At 66.5% G+C, this 20,584-nt stretch carries 18 protein-coding genes; 10 read left to right on the top strand and 8 right to left on the bottom strand.

The features are described 5' to 3' along the window. The 4 genes from RIC54_RS22680 to RIC54_RS22665 all read right to left on the bottom strand — a co-directional run bounded on the left by RIC54_RS22680 (window position 1) and on the right by RIC54_RS22665 (window position 5,627). Window positions 1–834 carry an SDR family NAD(P)-dependent oxidoreductase gene (locus tag RIC54_RS22680; protein ID WP_350096879.1) on the bottom strand — a complete coding sequence of 278 codons (834 nt, stop codon included), beginning with the start codon at window positions 832–834 and terminating at the stop codon, window positions 1–3. 134 nt (window positions 835–968) lie between these two features. Then, window positions 969–2,819 (bottom strand): ABC transporter ATP-binding protein, encoded by a 1,851-nt coding sequence (locus RIC54_RS22675; protein WP_350096877.1) that lies wholly within the window; start codon window positions 2,817–2,819, stop codon window positions 969–971. 330 nt (window positions 2,820–3,149) lie between these two features. Beyond that, window positions 3,150–4,151, bottom strand: a complete 1,002-nt coding sequence (locus RIC54_RS22670) for an amidohydrolase family protein (RefSeq protein ID WP_350096875.1) — start codon at window positions 4,149–4,151, stop codon at window positions 3,150–3,152. A 93-nt stretch (window positions 4,152–4,244) separates the two neighbouring features. Then, window positions 4,245–5,627 carry an aspartate aminotransferase family protein gene (locus RIC54_RS22665; RefSeq protein ID WP_350151440.1) on the bottom strand — a complete coding sequence of 461 codons (1,383 nt, stop codon included), beginning with the start codon at window positions 5,625–5,627 and terminating at the stop codon, window positions 4,245–4,247. Window positions 5,628–5,706: 79 nt separating this feature from the next. Between RIC54_RS22665 and RIC54_RS22660 the strand changes: the two genes are divergently transcribed. Continuing rightward, a complete protein-coding gene (locus tag RIC54_RS22660) occupies window positions 5,707–6,507 on the top strand; it encodes a GNAT family N-acetyltransferase (RefSeq protein ID WP_350096871.1) in 801 nt (266 codons plus the stop codon). A 6-nt stretch (window positions 6,508–6,513) separates the two neighbouring features. On the opposite strand, the gene RIC54_RS22655 is transcribed toward RIC54_RS22660, so the two are convergent. From RIC54_RS22655 to RIC54_RS22645, 3 genes are read right to left on the bottom strand one after another with little or no spacing between them, the layout of a single operon-like run. After that, window positions 6,514–6,831 (bottom strand): hypothetical protein, encoded by a 318-nt coding sequence (locus RIC54_RS22655; protein ID WP_350096869.1) that lies wholly within the window; start codon window positions 6,829–6,831, stop codon window positions 6,514–6,516. Continuing rightward, window positions 6,828–8,099 (bottom strand): MFS transporter, encoded by a 1,272-nt coding sequence (locus tag RIC54_RS22650; protein ID WP_350096867.1) that lies wholly within the window; start codon window positions 8,097–8,099, stop codon window positions 6,828–6,830. The genes RIC54_RS22655 and RIC54_RS22650 overlap by 4 nt, the downstream gene beginning before the upstream one ends. Further along, complete coding sequence (locus RIC54_RS22645) at window positions 8,096–8,932, bottom strand: VOC family protein (protein WP_350096865.1); 837 nt, start codon at window positions 8,930–8,932, stop codon at window positions 8,096–8,098. The genes RIC54_RS22650 and RIC54_RS22645 overlap by 4 nt, the downstream gene beginning before the upstream one ends. Window positions 8,933–9,088: 156 nt before the next feature. Here RIC54_RS22645 and RIC54_RS22640 point away from each other — a divergent pair, with 156 nt between their 5' ends. The 8 genes from RIC54_RS22640 to RIC54_RS22605 all read left to right on the top strand — a co-directional run bounded on the left by RIC54_RS22640 (window position 9,089) and on the right by RIC54_RS22605 (window position 18,551). Continuing rightward, window positions 9,089–10,330: a NupC/NupG family nucleoside CNT transporter gene (locus RIC54_RS22640; RefSeq protein WP_350096863.1), complete on the top strand. Its 1,242-nt coding sequence runs from the start codon at window positions 9,089–9,091 to the stop codon at window positions 10,328–10,330. A gap of 177 nt (window positions 10,331–10,507) precedes the next feature. Then, a complete protein-coding gene (locus RIC54_RS22635; protein WP_350096861.1) occupies window positions 10,508–12,097 on the top strand; it encodes an ABC transporter substrate-binding protein in 1,590 nt (529 codons plus the stop codon). A gap of 89 nt (window positions 12,098–12,186) precedes the next feature. Next, complete coding sequence (locus RIC54_RS22630) at window positions 12,187–13,230, top strand: ABC transporter permease (protein ID WP_350151438.1); 1,044 nt, start codon at window positions 12,187–12,189, stop codon at window positions 13,228–13,230. After that, window positions 13,223–14,218, top strand: a complete 996-nt coding sequence (locus RIC54_RS22625) for an ABC transporter permease (RefSeq protein ID WP_350096857.1) — start codon at window positions 13,223–13,225, stop codon at window positions 14,216–14,218. Before RIC54_RS22630 ends, RIC54_RS22625 begins: the two co-directional genes overlap by 8 nt. Window positions 14,219–14,223: 5 nt before the next feature. Next, a complete protein-coding gene (locus RIC54_RS22620) occupies window positions 14,224–15,267 on the top strand; it encodes an ABC transporter ATP-binding protein (RefSeq protein ID WP_350151436.1) in 1,044 nt (347 codons plus the stop codon). Next, window positions 15,260–16,360: an ABC transporter ATP-binding protein gene (locus RIC54_RS22615; protein ID WP_350096853.1), complete on the top strand. Its 1,101-nt coding sequence runs from the start codon at window positions 15,260–15,262 to the stop codon at window positions 16,358–16,360. The genes RIC54_RS22620 and RIC54_RS22615 overlap by 8 nt, the downstream gene beginning before the upstream one ends. 27 nt (window positions 16,361–16,387) lie before the next feature. Beyond that, window positions 16,388–17,302 (top strand): ribokinase, encoded by a 915-nt coding sequence (locus RIC54_RS22610; RefSeq protein WP_350096851.1) that lies wholly within the window; start codon window positions 16,388–16,390, stop codon window positions 17,300–17,302. Between the two features lie 58 nt (window positions 17,303–17,360). Then, a complete protein-coding gene (locus tag RIC54_RS22605) occupies window positions 17,361–18,551 on the top strand; it encodes a metal-dependent hydrolase family protein (protein WP_350096849.1) in 1,191 nt (396 codons plus the stop codon). Between the two features lie 17 nt (window positions 18,552–18,568). On the opposite strand, the gene RIC54_RS22600 is transcribed toward RIC54_RS22605, so the two are convergent. Continuing rightward, window positions 18,569–19,123 carry a hypothetical protein gene (locus tag RIC54_RS22600; protein ID WP_350096847.1) on the bottom strand — a complete coding sequence of 185 codons (555 nt, stop codon included), beginning with the start codon at window positions 19,121–19,123 and terminating at the stop codon, window positions 18,569–18,571. A gap of 269 nt (window positions 19,124–19,392) precedes the next feature. On the opposite strand from RIC54_RS22600, the gene RIC54_RS22595 reads away from it, so the two are divergent. Further along, a complete protein-coding gene (locus RIC54_RS22595) occupies window positions 19,393–20,571 on the top strand; it encodes a M20 aminoacylase family protein (protein WP_350096845.1) in 1,179 nt (392 codons plus the stop codon). The last annotated feature ends 13 nt before the right edge of the window (window positions 20,572–20,584 follow it).

Below are 20,584 nucleotides of genomic sequence, written 5' to 3'. Positions count from 1 at the left end.
TCAGTCCGGCTTGAACGCGGCGAAGGCGTCGCGGTAGTCCGGATGCCAGCGTGACATCGGCGGTCGGTTCTCGGTGATGTCGCCGGCCGCCCACAGGATGCGCGCCCGGTCCATCTCCGGCGTCACCTCATTGTCCGGGCAGACGATGTAGAAGTCGTCGCGACGCAGAGCGGCCATCATATGATCGACCACCTGGTCGGCCGACCATGCCCCGGCGGCGGGCGCACGATCGCCGGTAGTCGTCCAGCCAGGCACGAGCAGATGGGCGCTGACACGGCAGCCTTCCGTATTGCGCAGCTCATGCTGCAACGCCTCGGTGTAGGTCTTTACCGCCGACTTGGTCACGTTGTAGGCGACGTTGCCGGGCGGGTTGGTGATTCCCTGCTTGGAGCCGCAGTTGACGATCATGGAGGGCTCCGACCGCTCGAGCATCAGAGGTGCGAACGCGTTGACTCCGTTCAGGACGCCCCAGAAGTTCACCTCCAGTGCCTTGCGCCAATCCGCCGGATCGGCCCACACGCCACCGCCGGTGCGGGTGACCGCGTTGTTCATCAGGATGCCGACGGCGCCGAACTGGTCGTGGACGGTGGCGGCGGCGGCGGCCATCTCGGCGGCGTTCGAGACGTCGGCGGCAATGCACAGCACATCCGTCGCGCCGTTCGGCGCCTTGTCGGCGACCTGGTCCTGCACACGCCTCAGGGCGGCGTCCGACAGATCGACCAGGCAGACCGGCATGCCGAGAGACGCGAACCGCAGGCAGGCGGCGAGCCCGATGCCGCTGGCGGCCCCGGTGACTACGGCGGCGCGGCGGGAGTCGAGGACGGGATGGGTCATGGCTGACGCTCCAACACGGCAAGTGGTCCGATAGTTCCGTTTCGACCGCCGATGGTCAATCGCAGCCGGCTCCGAATGGATCCCGGGTCAGACCCGCCCACAGCCGGGCTGATCCGGGATCCACCGGTCACACCTCACTCGGCGGCGACCGTGGCGTCGTCCTTCGCCAGGAAGCCGCCGGCCTGTCGGCTCCACATGTCGGCGTACAATCCGCCGCGCCGCAGCAGTTCACGGTGCGAGCCCTGCTCGACGATCCGGCCGCGATCCATGATCACCAGCCGGTCCATGGCCGCAATCGTCGACAGCCGATGGGCGATGGCGATCACCGTCTTGCCGGCCATCAGGTTGAACAGCTGCTCCTGGATCGCGGCCTCGACCTCGGAGTCGAGGGCCGAGGTCGCCTCGTCCAGGATCAGGATCGGCGCGTTCTTCAGCAGGACGCGGGCGATCGCCACCCGCTGGCGCTGGCCGCCGGACAGCATGACCCCGCGTTCGCCAACCTGGGCGTCGTAGCCCCGACGGCCGCGGCCATCCTCCAGCTCCACGATGAAATCATGGGCATGCGCCTGCCTGGCCGCGTCAGTCGCCTGCTCCATGCTGGCCGTAGGATGACCATAGCGGATGTTGTCGATCACCGAGCGGTGCAGCAGGGAGGTGTCCTGCGTCACCATGCCGATCTGGTGACGCAGGCTCTCCTGGCTCACACCGGCGATGTCCTGGCCGTCGATCAGGATCCGGCCACCGGACAGGTCGTGGAACCGCAGCAGCAGCTGGACCAGGGTCGACTTGCCGGCACCGGATCGGCCGACCAGCCCGACCTTCTCGCCGGCCGCGATGGTCAGCGACAGGTCCTCGATGACCGGCGTGCCCTCGCCGTAGTGGAAGCTGATCCCCTCGTAGCGGACCTCCCCCCGGTCGACGCGCAACTCCGCAGCCTCCGGACGGTCGACGACCGCGTGCGGCCGGGCGATGACGCCGATGCTGTCCTGGACGACGCCGACGTTCTCCGACACGCCGGTGGTCACGAACATGATCCAGTGCGACATGTTGGTGATCCGCATGGCGAGACCGATGGCCGCCGCGACCGCGCCGACCGTCAGGGCCTGCTGGCTCCACAGCCACAGTGCCATAGCCGCCGTGCCGCCCAGAAGGACGGCGGCGAGAATGCCGACCGTGGCGCTGATGCCGCTCATCGACCGCATCAGGTCGGCGGTCCGCTCGTTCTGCTCGGCGATGCCGGCGCGGGCGTAGTCATCCTCGCGGCTGGCGTGGCTGAACAGCTTGACGGTCAGGATGTTGGTGTAGCTGTCGACCACCCGGCCGAGCAGCCGGGAATACGCCTCGGACGATGCGGCCGAACGAACTTTGACGCGTGGGATGAAGTAGTGCAGGGCAAAGCCATAGGCGACCAGCCAGCCGACCACCGGCAGTGCCAGCCGCCAATCGGCCTCCGCCAGAACCACGAGCGCGCTGAACACGAAGACCGTGACATACCAGACCGCGTTGATCACATCGAGGACGGCCCGCCGCAGCGCCAGCCCGGCCTGCATCACCTTGTTGGCGATGCGCCCGGCGAAGTCGTTCTGGTAGAACGACAGGCTCTGGCGCAGGACGTAGCGGTGGTTCTGCCAACGGATCAGGTTGGTGAACGCAGGCACCACCGCTTGGTTGGTCAGGACCACGTGCACGACGTCGAGGGCCGGCGCCGCCGCCAGCAGGAACAACATCCACAGCAGCAGGTCGGCGTTCTCGGTGAAGAACGCCGCCGGGCTCGCGGCCTGCTGCGTGCGGTCGATCAGCACGCCGACATAGACGAACAGCGCGGTGTTGATGACGGCGATGAGCGCCGCCGTCGTCATGGCGATCGCCAGCAGGCCCCATGCCTGCGAGACATATCGCCAGAAGAACGCACCGAGGGTGCCCCGAGGCTGGTCCAGCCGGTCCGATCCGAAAGGGTTTATGAGTTGTTCGATCCAGCGAACCATCGCTTCGCTCCACACACGCAGGAAATCGGGGTGTCCACTCGGGACATCGCCGGTCGCGTGCTTGGGCGAAGCGGGTCAGGCGGGGTCAGCCGCGCAGTCCGCGTCGCAAGTCAGGCGCCGGCGCCTCAGGCCATTCGGCCGAGAATCGGGAACCAGATTTGAGACATCGTGAATCCTTTCACTGCTGCCGAGCGTCTAGCAGCTTGCTCGGCAGGGAAGTGAAACTGTCACAACCTTAGCGGGATGTCGACTGAAGAAGAGCGGGCTGGATGCTGGGCCGACCACGGTGTGATGAGAAAGACACACCGTGGCCCGTGCAGTGCGGGGCGCTCAGGTGCGCGCCAGCATCGCTGCGGCGTTCCCGCCGGCGATCAGCGCCCGTTCGTCTGGTGACAATTTAGACCGCCGAACCGCATCCAGGCACCGGCCATCGTCGAAGACGGGGTAGTCGCTGCCGAACAGCACCCGGTCGGCGCCATAGACTTCGGCGGCGAGCGCGATCGCCCGGGGACCGAGCGAGGCGGCGTCGACATAGAGCGAGCGCAGGCTGAGGGATGGCGGCGGCGCTTCCGGATGCCGGAGCGCGTAGACATGGTCCATCCGCTCGATCACGAACGGCAGGCTGCCGCCGAGGTTGGCGACCTGGACCGGTACGCTCGGATAGGGCGCCAGGAAGTCGGTGAGGGCGAGCGTCACCATCACCTCGGTCATGCGGTTCTGGATATCGACGGTTACCCGGCGGTGCACCACGCTGTCGGTGTGCGGCGCCGGCGCGTCGACCGCGCTGCCGGTCCCGTTGGGCAGGGGCCCCGGATGCACGAACACCAGGCCGCCGATTGTGGCGGCAAGCTCGAACAGCGGGCGCACCCGCTCTGCGGCCGCGACGCTGACGAAGGCGTCGCCCGGCAGGATCATGCCGGACAGTCCGAGGTCGCCGCGCACCCGCCGGTACTCCTCCTGCGCGACATGCAGATCGGCCAAGGGCAGGGCGGCAATGCCGGAGAACCGCTCCGGATGCCGTCGAACCAGGTCGGCGATGCCGTCATTGAATGCCCGAACCAGAGGCAACGCCTGAGGCGCGGGGCGGGAGTCGATGCCGAACAGCCCGGGCAGCGACAGGATCTGCCGATCGACGCCCAGTTCCTCCATCCGCGACAAACGGGCGTCCAGCGCGTCGTAGGTCCGGCCGTAGGGCATGCGGGTGCGGTAGATGCCGAAGCTCTCCCCGCCATCGGGCTCACGGCGGATGTCCGGGGCGTCGCTGCGCGACCGCAGGGCGGACACCAGGGACTCGGGCAAGAAGTGCGCGTGGGCGTCGATCACCGGCGGCATGGCGAAACTCCTGGAGCTGGCGCCTGAGGCAGGACGGCGAAGGGGGCCCGGCGGGCCCCCTTCAATGCGTTACCAACAATATAAGGCGAGGCCTTATGCCGCCTTCGCCTTCTGCAGGGCCGCCTGACCGTCGTCAAGCGCCTTGACCATCTTGTCGAACAACTCGTCGATCTGGCTGTCGTTGATGATCAGCGGCGGCGTGAAGGCGATGTTGTCGCCGATGGCGCGGACGATCAGTCCGTGCTCGGTCGCCGCCTTGTTGACCAGCGCCCCGGCGCCGGCCTTCGGGTCGAACGGCTTCTTGGTGGCCTTGTCGGCGACGATCTCAACCGCGCCGATCAGGCCGCGGCCGCGGGTCTCGCCGATCAGAGGATGGTCGATAAGCGCGTGCAGGCGCTTCTGGAAGTGCGGGCTGACGGCCTGGACATGGCCGACAATGTCGCGCTCCTCGTAGATCTTCAGGGTCTCCAGCGCCACCGCCGCGCACACCGGGTGGGCCGAATAGGTGTAGCCGTGGCCGAGGACGCCGAGGTCGGCGCTGGCCTGGGCGATCGGCTGGTAGACGTCGTCGCTGATCATCACCGCCGAGATCGGCAGGTAGCTGGACGACAGCGCCTTGGCGCAGGTCAGGATGTCCGGCTTGATGCCCATGGTTTCGCAGCCCCAGAAATTCCCGGTGCGCCCGAAACCGCAGATCACCTCGTCCGCGATCATCAGCACGTCGTACTTCTTCAGGACCGCCTGGACCTTCTCGTAATAGGTCTTAGGCGGCACGATCACGCCTCCGGCGCCCATGATCGGCTCGGCGATGAAGGCGGCGACCGTCTCCGGACCTTCGTCGAGGATCATCTGCTCCAGGTCGTTCGCCATGCGGGTGGCGAACTGTTCCTCGGTCTCGCCTTCCTGGCCGAAACGATAGTAGTGCGGGTTTGACGTGTGCTTGAATCCGGCGAGCGGCAGGTCGAAGCCCGGGTGGTTCACCGGGGTGCCGGTCAGGCTGGCCGACGCGATGGTGACGCCGTGATAGCCCTTCATGCGGCTGATGAACTTCTTCTTGGCATGACGGCCGCGGGCATTGTTGTAGTACCAGACCAGCTTGATCGCGGTGTCGTTGGCTTCGGAGCCCGAGCCGCAGAAGAACACCTTCGACATCGGCACCGGTGCCAGCTTGATCAGCCGCTCGGCCAGGTCGATGCCCGGCAAATGCGCCTTGTGCGCGAAGGTGTGGTAGTAGGGCAGCTTGTTCATCTGGTCGGTCGCGGCCTTGACCAGCCGGCTTTCGCTGAAGCCGAGCGACGCGCACCACAACCCGGCCATCGCCTCGATGTACGGCTTGCCGGCGTCGTCATAGACATAGACGCCCTCGCCACGCTCGATGATCATCGGGCCCTGTTCCTCGTGGGCGTTGGCGTTGGTGTATGGGTGCAGGACATAGGCGACGTCGCGCGCCGCCGGAGAGTTCGGCTGGAAGCTCATGGTGTTCTCCCGGAACGGGGTACGGTGTGTCAGGCGGCGACCTTATCACGCCTATTTTTCGGCGAAAGGGGGGCCATGGATGGTCGCCGACTCTCCTGACGGATTCCGGCAGTTGGCAGACCTGTCGGAGCGCGAACGCCAAGCGGTCCGCCACCTGATTGCCGGGAATCCGGTGTTCCGGCTGTACCTGGAGGCGGGTCTGGCGGCCGTCAGCGGTGGGGATCGCAGCCGGACGGTTCTGATCGGCCGGGGTGGCGCGGGCGTGGTCCTGGGCATCGACTTCGACGACGTGACCGTTCGAACCATCGTGGGCAGCCTGGACGCACACGAACTGGTCCTGGCCTGTTCGGTGGGCCGGCGCGCCGAGTTGCACGTGGCGGAGCCGCTGCGGGAACCAATCGTCGCCCTGTGCGGCCAGCGGGTGGTTGCCGATCAGAGCATCCGCTACTACCTGCGACCGGTCGCTGAACAGCCGCCGCCCGATCGGCGCTGCCGGCGCTTGGGCGAGGCGGACTATGAAGCCATCGTGGCATTCTATCGGACGCATCACCCGGCGACGATCTTCTCGCGCTGGATGCTGGACGACCTGCTGGTCGGACTCTTCGACAACGGCCGTCTGGTAGCCTGCGGCGGCGTGATTGCCCGGCATGCAGGCCTGTCGATCGCCAATCTCGGAAACTTCGTGACGGTTCCGGAGCGCCGCGGGCAGGGCCTGGCTCGGATTGTCATGGGCGCGTTGCTGTCGGCCCTGGCAGCCGACGGCATTCGTCTGGCGACCCTTGGAGCCACGGCGGAAAACCGGGCCGCGTGCCGCAGTTATGAGGCTATGGGCTTTGAACTCGTGGAGGAGCGTGCCGAGTTGGTGATCGGACCCGGATAGGGCCGTTCAGACATCCACCGGTTCGTCGCCCTCATCCATGATCCGGTCCAACGCGTCGCGCAGGGTGCGCAGCAGGTCCTCGGCCGCCCGGTCGTCGATATCGCGGAAGATTGCTTCGTAGTCCAGGAGCTCGCGCTCGAGCATCACTGTGCGATCGGTCCGGTTGGCCGCAATCAGCTGGTCGAGCTGGCGGCGTGCCTCGTCCACCATCTCGACCGCTTCCGCACGCTCCAGCAATCCCTTGCGCACCAGGGTGCGCAGGGTGTTCACCAACAGGACGAAGGAGGCCATGGCAAAGGCCTCGGTCTTGACGTCGCGGCTCAACGGGCAGTCTCCGGTTCCGAGGTGCGTCCGGGAAGGAAGTACCACAGCAGACTGGTACACTGCAGGGCCAGCAATCCGCCGAACGCCCAGCGATAGGCTTCAGGACGATAGCCGCCGGACTCGGCGAGCGGCCACAGGTCGATCGCCGCGCCCAACAGGTATTGACCGGCGAACGCCCCGAAGAACGCCAGCATGTTCAGACCGGTCGAGGCCCGCCCGGCCAGCGAGATCGCGAAGTGCCGGTTCAGCAGCGGATAGACCAATGCCGCTCCGTTGGCGAGCAGTCCGAAAGCCAGCCAGGGCATCATTGCCGTCGGCATCAACTCGAAGGTGATCACCGCCTGGGTCAGGATGAACGACCCGGCCATCCAGCCGATTACCGGGATCAGGCCAATGCCGCGCCGGCCGCAGACATCAGCCAGCGCGCCGGATGCGACGAAGCCGATTGTCATCGAGGTGGCAATGGCGAGCAGGTAGCCGGCGACTCCGTGACGGTCCAGCCCGGCGACGTCGCGCAGCCAGGGACCGGCCCACAGGCCCTGGATCGCCAGATTGGCGGTCATCGTGGTGATGGTCAGCGGCGCCACCCGCCAGAACAGTCGGTCGACGAACACGGTTTTGAACCCGGCGATCTGCTCCTGCAGGGTGCCGCCGGCGACGCCATGGGCGGCACGCTCCGGAACGACGAACCGGATGACCGCGGCAACCGCCACGGTGACGGCCGCCAGGATCAGGAACACGCCCCGCCAGTCCGTGACCTCCAGAGCTTCCTCCAGCGGCGCGGTGGCTGCGATTGCGCCGAGCCCGCCCATCGCCAGGAAGCATCCGTTGATCAGCGGCCAACGCTCCTTCGGGAACCACAGGGTGATTGCCTTGAACGACGACATCAGGCCGCCGGCCGCCCCGAGTCCGATCAGCGCACGGGCGATCGCCAATTCAGCCAATGAACCGCCGATGGCGAACAGCAGCGCCCCGATGGCGGCGGACAGCAACAGCACCGACTGCACGCGCCGTGGACCGTAGCGGTCGAGCAGCACGCCGAGCGGCAGCTGGAAGCTGGCGAATGCCAGGAAGTAGCAACTGGTCAGCAAACCGAGATCGGCGGCGGTCAGCCCCACCTCGGCGGTCAGCTGCGGCGCGATCACCGCGTTGATCGAGCGGAACAGATAGGACAGGAAATAGCCGCCGGCAAACGGCAGGAACACGATGACCAGCAGCCTCGGGATGCTGGGCGCCGCCGCGTCGGCTGTCTGTGCGTCGGCGGTCATCGGCTGGTGGTACCGGATTGCTGTACCAGGCGCACGGTGACGCCATTGGTGATCTCCGGCGCGATGATCACGGCATCGCCGTCGCGCCAGGCCCCCGGAATCAAGGCCGCCGCCGCCTCGATGTCGGCCACCGCGATCTCCATCGCCGGCATCGCGGGCGGGCTGCCGGGCACGACGTCGATCCGGTCCCGGTGCAAGGCTACGGCGTAGCTGCCATCAGGATCTGTCTCGGCGGCGGTGCCTCCTGAGTATCCCTCAAGAAATGGCCGCGCCGAATCGGGATCCGGTGCCCCCAGGGTGACGGCCGTGATCCGGTTCGCACCATTGCGGTGCTGCTGGTACGCAGGTTTCCAGAAGGCCTCCGGCGTGTGCTGCTGGCACACGAAGAAGCCGAGGCCCGCCAAGGCCGGATCGCCGGTAAACGCCAACGAGAATGCCACTCGTGTTTCGCTGCCGTCCGGCAGTTGCGCCTTGCGCTCGAAATCGACCGGCTCGTAGCTGCGCAGGCCCAGATCGATCCACCCGGCGCGGTCGGCATCCCGGTCGTTGCTGTTCAGGACCAGCATCGAGGCGCCTTCGCCGCTGGCCTTCAGGAACGCGCGGTTGTGGTCGGCGAAGCTGAAGAACCCGTCGGCCGTCGGGGGGATCCGCGCCGGATCGTCGATCTCCAGCAGCTCGACGAAGTTGCCCTGGAACTGAATCAGGCTGTTGGCCGTGCCGAACGGGTGGACGGCTCGCGGTGTCGTCGTAAACCCGAGTTGCTCCCAGCCGGCGCGTGCGGATTCGAGGTCGCCGGTCATGACGACGATGTGGTCGATGTCACGGGCGGGCATGCCGTGTCCTCCCCAGGGTTGTCCGGGCGACCATGCCACATTCCCGGGCGCCGTCCAGGGACCATGGTGCAGCGCCCGCCAGCTGGCGCTCCTCGGGTTGTTTCCGGCCAGAGCCATGGTCACACTTCGCGCAGGGACAATGCGGGAAGGGCGGCAATGGAACGGCTGCAGTCAGGCTTCGGGCTGATCGTCATCTTTGCGATCGCCTGGGCGATCAGCGAGAACCGGCAGACGGTGAGGCCGCGCACGGTTCTTGCCGGCATCGGCCTTCAACTCGCCGTCGCGGTGGTCGTGCTTCACGTCACTGCGGTACGCGATGCCTTTGCCGCCCTGAACGGCGGGGTGCTGGCGCTGCAGGCAGCGACCCAGGCCGGATCGAGCCTGGTGTTCGGCTACCTGGGCGGCGGACCGCTGCCGTTCGAGGAGACTCGGCCCGGAGCCAGCTTCATCCTGGCGTTCCGGGCCCTGCCGCTGGTGATCGTGGTGTCGGCGCTCACGGCACTGCTGACCTACTGGCGGATCCTGCCGTGGATCGTGAAGGGCTTCGCCTACGTGTTTGAACGGGCGCTCGGGATCGGGGGGGCGGTCGGTTTGGCCACAGCCGCCAACATCTTCGTCGGCATGGTCGAAGCGCCGCTGCTGGTGCGGCCTTACATCGCCCGCATGACCCGTGGCGAGCTGTTCATGATGATGACATGCGGCATGGCCACCATCGCCGGCACCATGCTTGTGCTGTACGCGACGATCCTTGGCCCCGTGTTGCCGGACGCGGTCGGCCACCTGTTGATAGCGTCGATCGTCAGCGCGCCCGCGGCGCTGGCGATCGCCGCGCTGATGGTGCCGGCGGAGGGCCCGCCGACCAGCGGGACGATCGACGTTGTGTCCGACGCGAGCGGACCGATGGATGCGGTCACCCGGGGCACCCAGGCCGGTTTGCAGCTGTTCCTCGGAATTGTGGCGATGCTGCTGGTCATGGTGGCTTTGGTCAGTTTGGTCGATGCGGTCCTCGATCTGTTGCCGATGGTGGCGGGTGAACCGTTGTCGCTCGGCCGGGTGTTCGGGTGGGTCATGCGGCCGATGGTCTGGCTGATTGGCGTGCCGTGGGACGAGGCGGCGGTCGGCGGTCGGCTGATGGGCACCAAGACCGCGTTGAACGAGCTGGTGGCGTATCTCGACATGGCGAAGCTGCCGGCGGACGCGCTGTCGGAGCGCAGCCGCCTGATCATGGTGTATGCGCTTTGCGGGTTCGCCAACTTCGGCAGCCTCGGGATCATGATCGGCGGCCTCGCGGCGCTGGTTCCCGAAAGACGCGGCGAGATCGCGGCGCTCGGGATGAAGTCGATCATCGGTGGGACATTGGCGACGCTCGCCACCGGGGCAACCATCGGGCTTCTGTAGCGGCTCGGATCGGGCACGATCGGCCCTGCATGCCGCCCGGACTATGATTGACGCGCTAGGCTTCACCCGCTTTATTGCCTGCACGCGTCGGCGGGACCGGCGCTTGCAGTCGAACGCCGTAGCTCGGACATCAGTTCCGGGAGGGCGATATAGGCGACACACGTGGGAGCTTTGACAATGCGTAAGACTTTGATGGCCGCCATGGCGGCGGCCGTGGTCGCGGGGGCGTTGGCCAGCCCGCCCGCCGAAGCCAAGACATTCCGATGGGCGTTTCAGGGCGATGCCCAGGCGCTTGATCCGCATTCACTGAACGAGACATTCACGCTCGGCCTGCTCGGCAACGTCTACGAGGGGCTGATCCGGCGCGATCCGGAATTGAAGATCGAGCCGGCTCTGGCTGAGAGCTGGGAGATCGTCGAGCCGACACGTTGGCGCTTCCACCTGCGCAAGGGCGTGAAGTTCCACAACGGTAACGACTTCACCGCCGACGATGTGCTGTTCACGGCCGCCCGCACCCGCGCCGACGGCTCCGATCTGAAGACCCGGCTCGCCGGTGTCACCGACATCGTCAAGGTCGACGACCACACGGTCGATTTCGTTACCGACGCGCCCAACCCGATCCTGCACTACGAGTGGGCGACCTGGTACATCATGGACAAGGAGTGGGCCGAGGCGAACAATGCCGGCTCGCCGACGGATGTGACCGGCGGAAAGGAAAACTTCGCTACCCGCAACACCAACGGCACCGGCCCGTTCATGCTGGTCTCGCGCGAGACCGACGTGAAGACCGTGTTGAAGCCGTATGACGCCTGGTGGGATGCGGCGAACAAGAAGCACAATCTGACCGAAGTCGTCTTCACCCCGATCGGCTCCGACTCGACCCGTGTCGCCGCCCTGCTGTCGGGCGAAATCGACATGATGTACCCGGTGCCGGTCCAGGACATGAACCGCCTGGAAGGCGACGCCAACACCAGCGTGCTGGCCGGTCCGGAACTGCGGACGATCTTCCTCGGGATGGATCAGGAACTCGACGAGCTCCAGTACTCCAACGTCAAGGGCAAGAACCCGTTCAAGGACAAGCGGGTGCGCGAGGCGTTCTACCGGGCGGTTGACGTCAACGCCATCCAGAAGAAGATCATGCGCGGCCTGTCCGAGCCGTCGGCGATCATGATCTCGCCGTTCCTGTTCTCGCGCTCGGCCGAGTTCAAGCGGCTTGAGCACGATCCGGAGATGTCGAAGAAGCTGCTGGCCGAGGCCGGCTATCCGAACGGCTTCGAAGTCGGCATGGATTGCCCGAACAACCGCTACGTCAACGACGAGAAGATCTGTCAGGCGGTGGTTGCGATGCTGGCGAAGGTCGGCGTCAAGGTCGACCTGCTGGCTCAGCCGAAGGCCCAGTACTTTGCCAAGATCCTGCGACCGAAGCGGGACACCAGCTTCTATCTGCTGGGCTGGACCCCGGGCTCGTTCGACAGCTGGAACGTGCTGTACAACATCATCGCCACCCCGGCGGACGATGGTCGCGGCAAGTTCAACGTCGGCGGCTACTCCAACGCCAGGATCGACGAGCTCACCACCCAGGTGTTGAGCGAGACCGACGCCACCAAGCGTGACGCGATGATCCACGAGGCGTTCAAGCTGCTCGACGAAGACCGCGGCTATATCCCGCTGCACCAGCAGGGACTGGCCTGGGGCAAGCGTTCGAACGTCGAGCTGGCCCAGCGCGCCGACAACCAGTTCATGTTGTACTACGTCAACGTGAAGTGACGACCTGACGCAATCCGGCACCGGCCGGCGGAGTCCCCGCCGGCCGGTTGCCGTTCTGGACCTCGGACCCAACGGGATTCCACGACCCCATGGTCGCATTCATCATTCGTCGATTTATCCAGTCGCTGTTCGTGATGTTCGTCGTCGCGCTGGTGTCGTTCGCGATGTTCCAGTTCATCGGTGACCCGGTGAACCAGATGGTCGGTATCGAAACCAGCCTCGCCGAGCGTGCCGCGCTGCGCGAGCGTCTCGGCCTCAACGATCCGATCTACGTGCAGTTCTGGCACTACATCGTCAACGCGGTGTCCGGCGATTTCGGCCTGTCGTACCAGCACAAGCGCCCGGTCTCGGATATGCTGCTGGAGCGGCTGCCGGCCACGCTGGAGCTGTCGCTGGTCTCGGCCTTGTTCTCGCTGATCGTCGGCATTCCGATGGGCGTCTACACCGGCCTGAATCGGGAAGGCTTCATCGCCAAGGCGTTCCTGACGATCTCACTGATCGGCATCTCGCTGCCGACCTTCCTGATCGGCATCCTGTTGATCTTCGTGTTCTCGGTGATGCTGGCTAACGCCCCGCCGATCCCGGTGTTCGACCTGTTCACCATCTATCCGTCGGCCCTTCAGCTGCCGTCGTTCGGGCGAGGCACGACGGTCGACATCGGCGGCTGGCGTACCGGCCTGCTGACCACCGACGGGCTGAAGGCCCTGATCATGCCGTCGATCACGCTGGGGCTGTTCCAGCTGACCCTGATCATGCGGCTGGTACGCTCTGAGATGCTGGAAGTGCTGCGCACCGACTACATCAAGTTCGCGCGCGCCCGCGGCCTTGCCAACCGGGCCATCAACTTCGGCCATGCGCTGAAGAACACCTTGGTCCCGGTGATCACCATCACCGGCCTTCAGGTCGGCTCGATCATCGCCTTCGCGATCATCACCGAGACGGTGTTCCAGTGGCCCGGCATGGGACAGATGTTCCTGCTGGCGGTCCAGAACGTCGATATCCCGATCATGGCGGCCTATCTCATGCTCATCGCCTTCTTCTTCGTGGTCATCAACCTGATCGTCGACATGCTCTACTACGTGGTTGATCCGCGCCTGCGCGTCGACGCCGGAAAGGTGAGCGGTCATGGCTGACGCGCGCATGCCGACCCCCGCTCCGGGCGGCGTTGCCGTGCCGGCGACCCGCTCCGGCCTTGCCGACAGCGTCCACCGGTTCTTCGACAGTGACGTCTGGTTCAGCTTCAAGCGCTCGCCGGTCACCATCGGGGCGGCGGCGGTCACCCTGATCTACTTCCTGATGGCGCTGTTCGGACCATGGATCGCACCGCACGATCCATTCGACCTGGCGAAGCTGGACCTGCTGGACAGCCTGATCCCGCCGGCCTGGATGGCCGACGGCGAGGCGCGCTTCCCGCTCGGAACAGACGATCAGGGGCGCGACCTGCTGTCGGCCATCATTTATGGCAGCCGGGTGTCGCTGGTCATCGGGTTCGCCAGCGTGCTGCTGTCGATGGTCATCGGCATCGGGCTAGGCCTCATCTCCGGATTCGTCGGCGGTGCGATCGACGCCTTCATCATGCGGATGGCGGAGATCCAGCTGTCGTTCCCGGCGATCCTGGTGGCCCTGCTGATCAACGGCGTGATCATCGGCTATTTCAAGACGCACCCGGAGTGGCAGGTCGACCAGGTCACGCTGGCCTATGTGGTGCTGGTGCTGTCGATCGGGTTGTCGAACTGGGTACAGTACGCCCGCACGGTGCGTGGATCCACGCTGGTCGAGCGCAACAAGGAGTACGTCCAGGCGGCCCATGTCATCGGCATCCATCCGGTCAAGATCATGTGGCGCCACATCCTGCCGAACGTCATGGGGCCCGTGCTGGTGATCGCGACCATCCAGCTGGCGCTTGCCGTCATTACCGAGGCGACCCTGTCGTTCCTCGGCGTCGGCGTGCCGCCGACCGAGCCATCGCTGGGCACTCTGATCCGGGTCGGCAACGACTACCTGTTCTCCGGCGAGTGGTGGGTCACGATCTTCCCCGGCGCTGCGCTGGCCATCCTGGTTCTCGCGGTCAATCTCCTCGGAGACTGGCTGCGCGACGCCCTGAACCCGAAGCTGCGGTGATGACCATGGCGAGCCCTCTGCTGCAGGTGCGCAACCTGGTCGTCGAGTTCCCGACCCGCCGCGGTTCGCTGACCGCGGTCGACGACGTGTCGTTCGACATCGCCGAAGGCGAGGTTCTGGGCGTCGTCGGCGAGTCCGGCGCCGGCAAGTCGCTGACCGGTGCCGCCATCATCGGCCTGCTGGAGCCGCCGGGCCGGGTGGCGAGCGGCGAGATCATCCTCGAGGGTCGGCGGATCGACACCCTGTCCTACGACCAGATGCGCCGGATCCGCGGCAAGCAGATCGGCGCGATCTTCCAGGATCCGCTGACCAGCCTCAATCCGCTGTACTCGGTCGGCCGCCAGTTGACCGAGACCATCCTGACCCACACCGACATGACTCCGACCAAGGCGCGCGCCCGGGCGATCGAACTGCTGACCGAAGTCGGGATTCCGGCGCCGGAGCGACGGGTCGACCAGTACCCGCACCAGTTCTCCGGCGGCATGCGGCAGCGGGTGGTGATTGCGCTCGCGCTGTGCGTCAACCCGCGGCTGGTGGTGGCGGACGAGCCGACGACTGCGCTCGACGTGTCGATCCAGGCGCAGATCATCGCCCTGCTGAAGAAACTTTGCCGGGAGCATGGGACCGCCATCATGCTGGTGACCCACGACATGGGTGTGATCGCCGAGACCGCCGACCGGGTGGCGGTGATGTACGCTGGCCGGATCGCCGAGATCGGCCCGGTGCGCGAGGTCATCAAGAACGCCAAGCATCCCTATACCCACGGCCTGATGGGATCGATCCCGGCGATGGGCCATGATGCCGAGCGGCTGGAGCAGATCCCCGGCTCGATGCCGCGGCTGACCGACATCCCGGTCGGGTGCGCCTTCAACCGGCGCTGCCTGCACGTCCATGACCGCTGCTTCAGGGAGCGGCCGGACGCGTTGCCGGTGGAGGACAGCCGGGTCGCCTGCTGGCTGTACGACTCCGCGAACGCCATGACGTTGGACGAAGCCAAGCGGGCGGTAGCGTCCAAGGATGCCGGAGCGGTGGAGCAGGCCAATGTCTGACGCGGCAGTGACCAAGTCTCCGTCGACCGAGGGCCGCTTCGGCCACGCCATGCTGAAGGTCGATGGGCTGCGACGCTACTTCGACGTCTCGGCGCCCTGGTTGAACCGGGTGATCGCCCGGCAGCCTCGGCAGATCCTGAAGGCGGTTGACGGCATCGACTTCGAGATCGCCCGCGGCGAGACCTTCGGGCTGGTCGGCGAGTCGGGCTGCGGAAAATCGACGGTGGCCCGCCTGATCGTCGGTCTGCACGGCCCGACCGACGGCTCGATCACCCTGGAGGGCCGCAACATCGCGGGCCTGACCCGCCGGCAGATGGCGCCGATGCGCCGACGCCTGCAGATGATCTTCCAGGATCCCTACGCCAGCCTGAACCCACGCTGGCGGGTTCGCGACATCATCGCCGAGCCGATCCGGGCGTTCGAGCTGGTGTCGGGGGATCAGGCGATCGCCACGCGGGTCGGGGAACTGCTGACCTTCGTCGGCCTGAACCCGCTCGACGGCGAGAAGTTTCCGCACGAGTTCTCCGGCGGGCAGCGCCAGCGGATCTCGATTGCCCGCGCCCTGGCGTCGGAGCCGGAATTCCTGGTCTGCGACGAACCGACCTCGGCGCTGGACGTGTCTGTACAGGCGCAGATCCTGAACCTGATGAAGGACCTGCAGCGCGAACTGGGGCTGACCTACCTGTTCATCAGCCACAATCTGGCGGTCGTCTATCACATCTCCGACCGGGTCGGGGTGATGTACCTGGGCAAGCTGGTCGAGGTGGCGCCGTCCAAGACGCTGTTCACCACGCCGCGCCATCCCTACACGCGGATGCTGCTGGACACGATCCCCGACCTGGACATGACCGGGCGCGAGCGGATGCCGGTGGCCGGCGAGGTGCCGAATCCGATCACCCCGCCGCCGGGATGCAGCTTCCATCCGCGCTGCCCGTTCGCCAATGACCGCTGCCGGGTCGAGGTGCCCAAGGCGCTGCCGGTGGCTGGCGGGGCCACGGTGGCCTGCCACGGTGTCGAGGAAGGTCGTGTTCCGTCAGGGCCGATCCTGGCGCCGCCTCCGAAGCCGGATGGTGTCGCCAGCGTGCACGGCTGATCCCCGCCGCCGACCGGAGTTGGTGCCATGATCCTGGTTCTCGGCTCGATCAACGCTGATCTGTTCTTCGCGGTCGACCGGCTGCCGGCGCGCGGCGAGACAGTGCTGTCGCCATCGGTCGTGATCCGCCCTGGCGGCAAGGGCGCGAACCAGGCCGCCGCCGCCGCGCGGGCCGGTGCCGCGACGGCATTCTTCGGCTGTGTCGGCGATGACAGCGTGGCGGATGATGTGCTGGCGGCACTGGCCGAAGCCGGCTGCGACGTTTCTGGCGTGCGCCGGGCTCCGGGTGCGACCGGCACCGCGATGGTCGTGGTCGAGAGCGGCGGCGAGAACCTGATCGTGGTGGCGAGCGGGGCTAACCGGCAGGTGGCTTCCGACCTGCTGCCGGCCGATCGCCTGGACGGGTCGGCGACCCTGGTTTGCCAGATGGAGATCCCGGCCGAACAGACCGTGCTCGCCCTGCGGCGCGCCCGGTCGGCCGGTGCGCGCACTGTGCTCAACCTGGCGCCGGCCGGGGCCATTCCGACGGCGGCGCTGGCCGATGTCGACGTGCTGATCGTCAATCGGCTCGAGGCGGTGTCCCTGGAGTCCGGTGCGGGCGTGCCGCTCGATCTGGCCCGCACGCTGGCCCGGCGTCACGGGCTGACCTGCGTGGTGACGCTGGGCGGCGACGGGGCGCTGGCGGTCGAGCCGGACGGCACCGCATGGTCGATCGGGACCTTGCCGGTGCGGGCGGTCGATACCGTCGGGGCCGGCGACGCCTTCGTCGGCGTTCTGGCGGCGTCGCTCGATGGCGGGGATATCCTGCCGGACGCCTTGCGCCGGGCCAGCGTGGCGGCCGGGTTGGCCTGTACGGTCGAGGGCGCCATGCCTTCGCTGCCGGACCGTTCGGCGATTGCGGCGCGGCTGAACGATCTTGCTCCGGCTCGCCCGCTCGACTAACGAGGATGCAACCAACCTGACGGCCGAACCGGCCGATATCATCACGCAGGAGAAGTTCATGACGACGCTGTACGCGGGCGGTCTGGTGTTCGACGGAACTGGGCAACTGCTGGAGAATCACGGCGTGCTGGTCGAGGGAGCGGCGATTGCGCGGGTCGCTCCGCTCGGCGAGTTCGACGGGTTCGCCGGCGACCGGGTCGATACCACCGGCGGCACGCTGCTGCCGGGTCTGGTCGACTGTCACGTCCACCTGTGCCACGGCGGCGAGGCCAACCCGCACGCCGCCATGGTGGTGCTGCGCGACAGCCAGATCACCATGAAGGCGCTGGCCAATGCCCAGACCACCTTGCGCGGCGGAATCACCTCGGTGCGCGATTGCGGCGGCAAGGACTATCTGGAATTCGCGGTGCGCGACGCCTGCAATTCCGGCCAGCAGCTTGGCCCGACCATCCGGGCGTCAGGCCGGATGATCTGCATGACCGGCGGCCATGGCAACCGGCTCGGCCGGGTCGCCGACGGGGTCGACGAGGTGGTGAAGGCGGTGCGCGAGCAGGTCCACGCCGGCTCCGACCTGATCAAGATCATGGCGACCGGCGGGGTGATGACCCCCGGCGTTAATCCCGAGGACGCGCACTACTCCGCCGAGGAGATGGCAGCCGGCATCTCTGAGGGTCACCGGTTCCACAAGACCTGCGCCAGCCATGCCCAGGGGTCGGAAGGCATCCTGAACGCGGTGCGCGGCGGGATCGATTCCATCGAGCACGGCATCTTCATGACCGACGAGTGCGTCGAGGAGATGACCCGGCGCGGCACCTACCTGGTGCCGACCCTGGCAGCGGTGAAGAACATCATCGCCCACAAGGACCAGGGCGTGCCGGCCTACGCGGTGGAGAAGTGCGAGCGCATCGTGGTCGACCACATCCGCTCGCTCCGCATGTTCTACGCGGCCGGCGGCAAGATCGCGATGGGGACCGATGCCGGCACGCCGTACAACAAGCACGGCCTGAACGCGCTGGAACTGCAGTACATGGTCGAGGAAGCCGGCATCAGCCCGACCGACAGCCTGATCATCTCGACCCGCAACGGCGCCGACCTGATGCGCCTGGACGACCGCGGCACCATCGCCGAGGGCAAGGCCGCCGACCTGCTGATCGTCGACGGCAACCCGACCGAGGACATCGCCATGGCCGCGATCGCCGAGAACCATCGCATGGTGGTGAAGAACGGGGTGGTGGCTAAGGCGCGGTGAAGACGCCCTCCGTCCCGTCAGTAACGCCCGAACGATCGCTTTACCAGGCCGGTTTTGCATCCGCCATCGACGTTCCGAATGAAGCGTACGCTGGCGGGATCAATGCCGGCCTGTCGGAGTTCGGCGTCGAGTACGGCGGGGCGGTCCTCAAAGTGAATAGCGGCAAGCCTTGCGGGATGCGTCACGCCGCCGTCGATCGCTGGATCGACTTTCAGGGTGATGGTGACATGCCCGAAGTACACGAAGTCGCCAGAGTTCACGGGGACCGGGATCACTCCGGGCAGCAGCGCTCCGTCGTTCGTCGTACAGGTCAACGCCAGCGACACAGGTGAGTCCTGATATACTCTGGTGATCGTATAGAGGCCGGACGGCACGTCGGACCACGCCAATCGGAATCCGTTGAAGTCCGACCTCGACAGGAACTGGGTGTAGTCGGAGTTCAACTCGGTGGCCGACGTAACGAGGCGTCTGGTTTGCGGATCGTAGCGGCCGACGCTGAACCGGACGAACGCGTCGTAGGTATGAATGCGGTTGTGGTGGGGGACCGCAGATCGATCGATCACGGTCGACACCGATGTCAGGATCCGGGCGTCGGTTGCCGCGGATCCGAAGGTCGGGACGGTTCCACGGCCGGTCGAGATGCATCCCGTGAGTGCCACGGACAGCAGTATGACGAGCAGTATCCTGATCATGTCTCGCCCCGGTACTACATTACGTTGTCAATCAACGGTCGATAGCCGCTGAACCGGATGTCGACAAGAGCATTGCCGACTTTCGTGGGATGACGACGTAGCCACCTGATCGTAATGTTTCGTCGACAAACGACCCCCAGGGAACAGCTATGCCCATCATCAACCGCATCGCCGATTTTCACGCCGACATGACCGCCTGGCGGCGTGACCTGCACCAGCATCCCGAGTTGTCCTACGAGGAGCACTGGACCAGCGACTTCGTGGCCAAGCAGCTCGAGTCGTTCGGCGTCGAGGTGCACCGCGGCCTGGCGGTCACCGGCGTGGTCGGCAAGCTGGTCGGCCGGTCCGACAGCGGCAAGGCCATCGGACTGCGCGCCGACATGGACGCGCTGCCGATCTTGGAGGCCAATGACGTCGCGTACAAGTCATTGAACCCCGGCAAGATGCACGCCTGCGGCCATGATGGGCACACCACGATGCTGCTGGGCGCTGCCAAATATCTGGCCGAGACCCGGAACTTCGACGGCACGGTTTATTTCATCTTCCAGCCGGCGGAGGAGGGCGGGGCCGGCGGCGATCGCATGGTCAAGGAAGGGCTGTTCGAGAAGTTCCCGGTCGAGACCGTTTGGGGCATGCACAACATTCCCGGCATGGCGGTCGGCGAGTTCGCGATCAAGGCCGGGCCGATGATGGCCGGCACGTCCAGTTTTGACATCACCATCCATGGCCGCGGTGGTCACGCCGCCATGCCGTACCAGACGATCGATCCGATCCTGATCGCGTCCGAGGTTGTCGGCGCGCTGCAGTCCATCGCCAGCCGCAGCAGCCACCCGCTCGATTCGCTGGTGGTGTCGGTGACGCAGATCCACGGTGGCGACGCCTACAACGTGATCCCGCCGTCGGTGAAGCTGTGCGGCACCGTGCGCACCTACCGCGACGAGGTGACCGACTTGGCCGAGGCCCGGATGAAGCAGGTGGTCGACGGCGTGGCGGCGGCCCATGGCGGACGCGGCGAGGTCGACTTCCGGCGCGGCTATCCGGCCACCGTCAACCACGAGGCCGAGACCGAGATTGCGGCCAAGGTCGCTGTCGAGTTGGTCGGCGCCGACAAGGTCGACCGCAACCCGACGCCGAGCATGGGGGGCGAGGACTTCGCCTACATGCTGAACGCCAAGCCGGGCAGCTACATCTGGCTCGGTGCCGGCGAAGCGTCTGCCGGCGCGATGCTCCACAACCCGGGCTACGACTTCAACGACGAGGTCCTGCCGCTCGGCGCCAGCTACTGGTCGAAGCTGGTCGAGGCTGAACTGCCGCGCGCCGAGGGGTAAGGATATCGGGATC

Origin of the sequence: Thalassobaculum sp. (genome assembly GCF_040219215.1) — a bacterium.
Taxonomy (GTDB): Bacteria; Pseudomonadota; Alphaproteobacteria; order Thalassobaculales; family Thalassobaculaceae; genus Thalassobaculum_A.
Note: the sequence above shows the minus strand (reverse complement) of the source record. Positions and strands in the feature narration are given on the sequence as shown.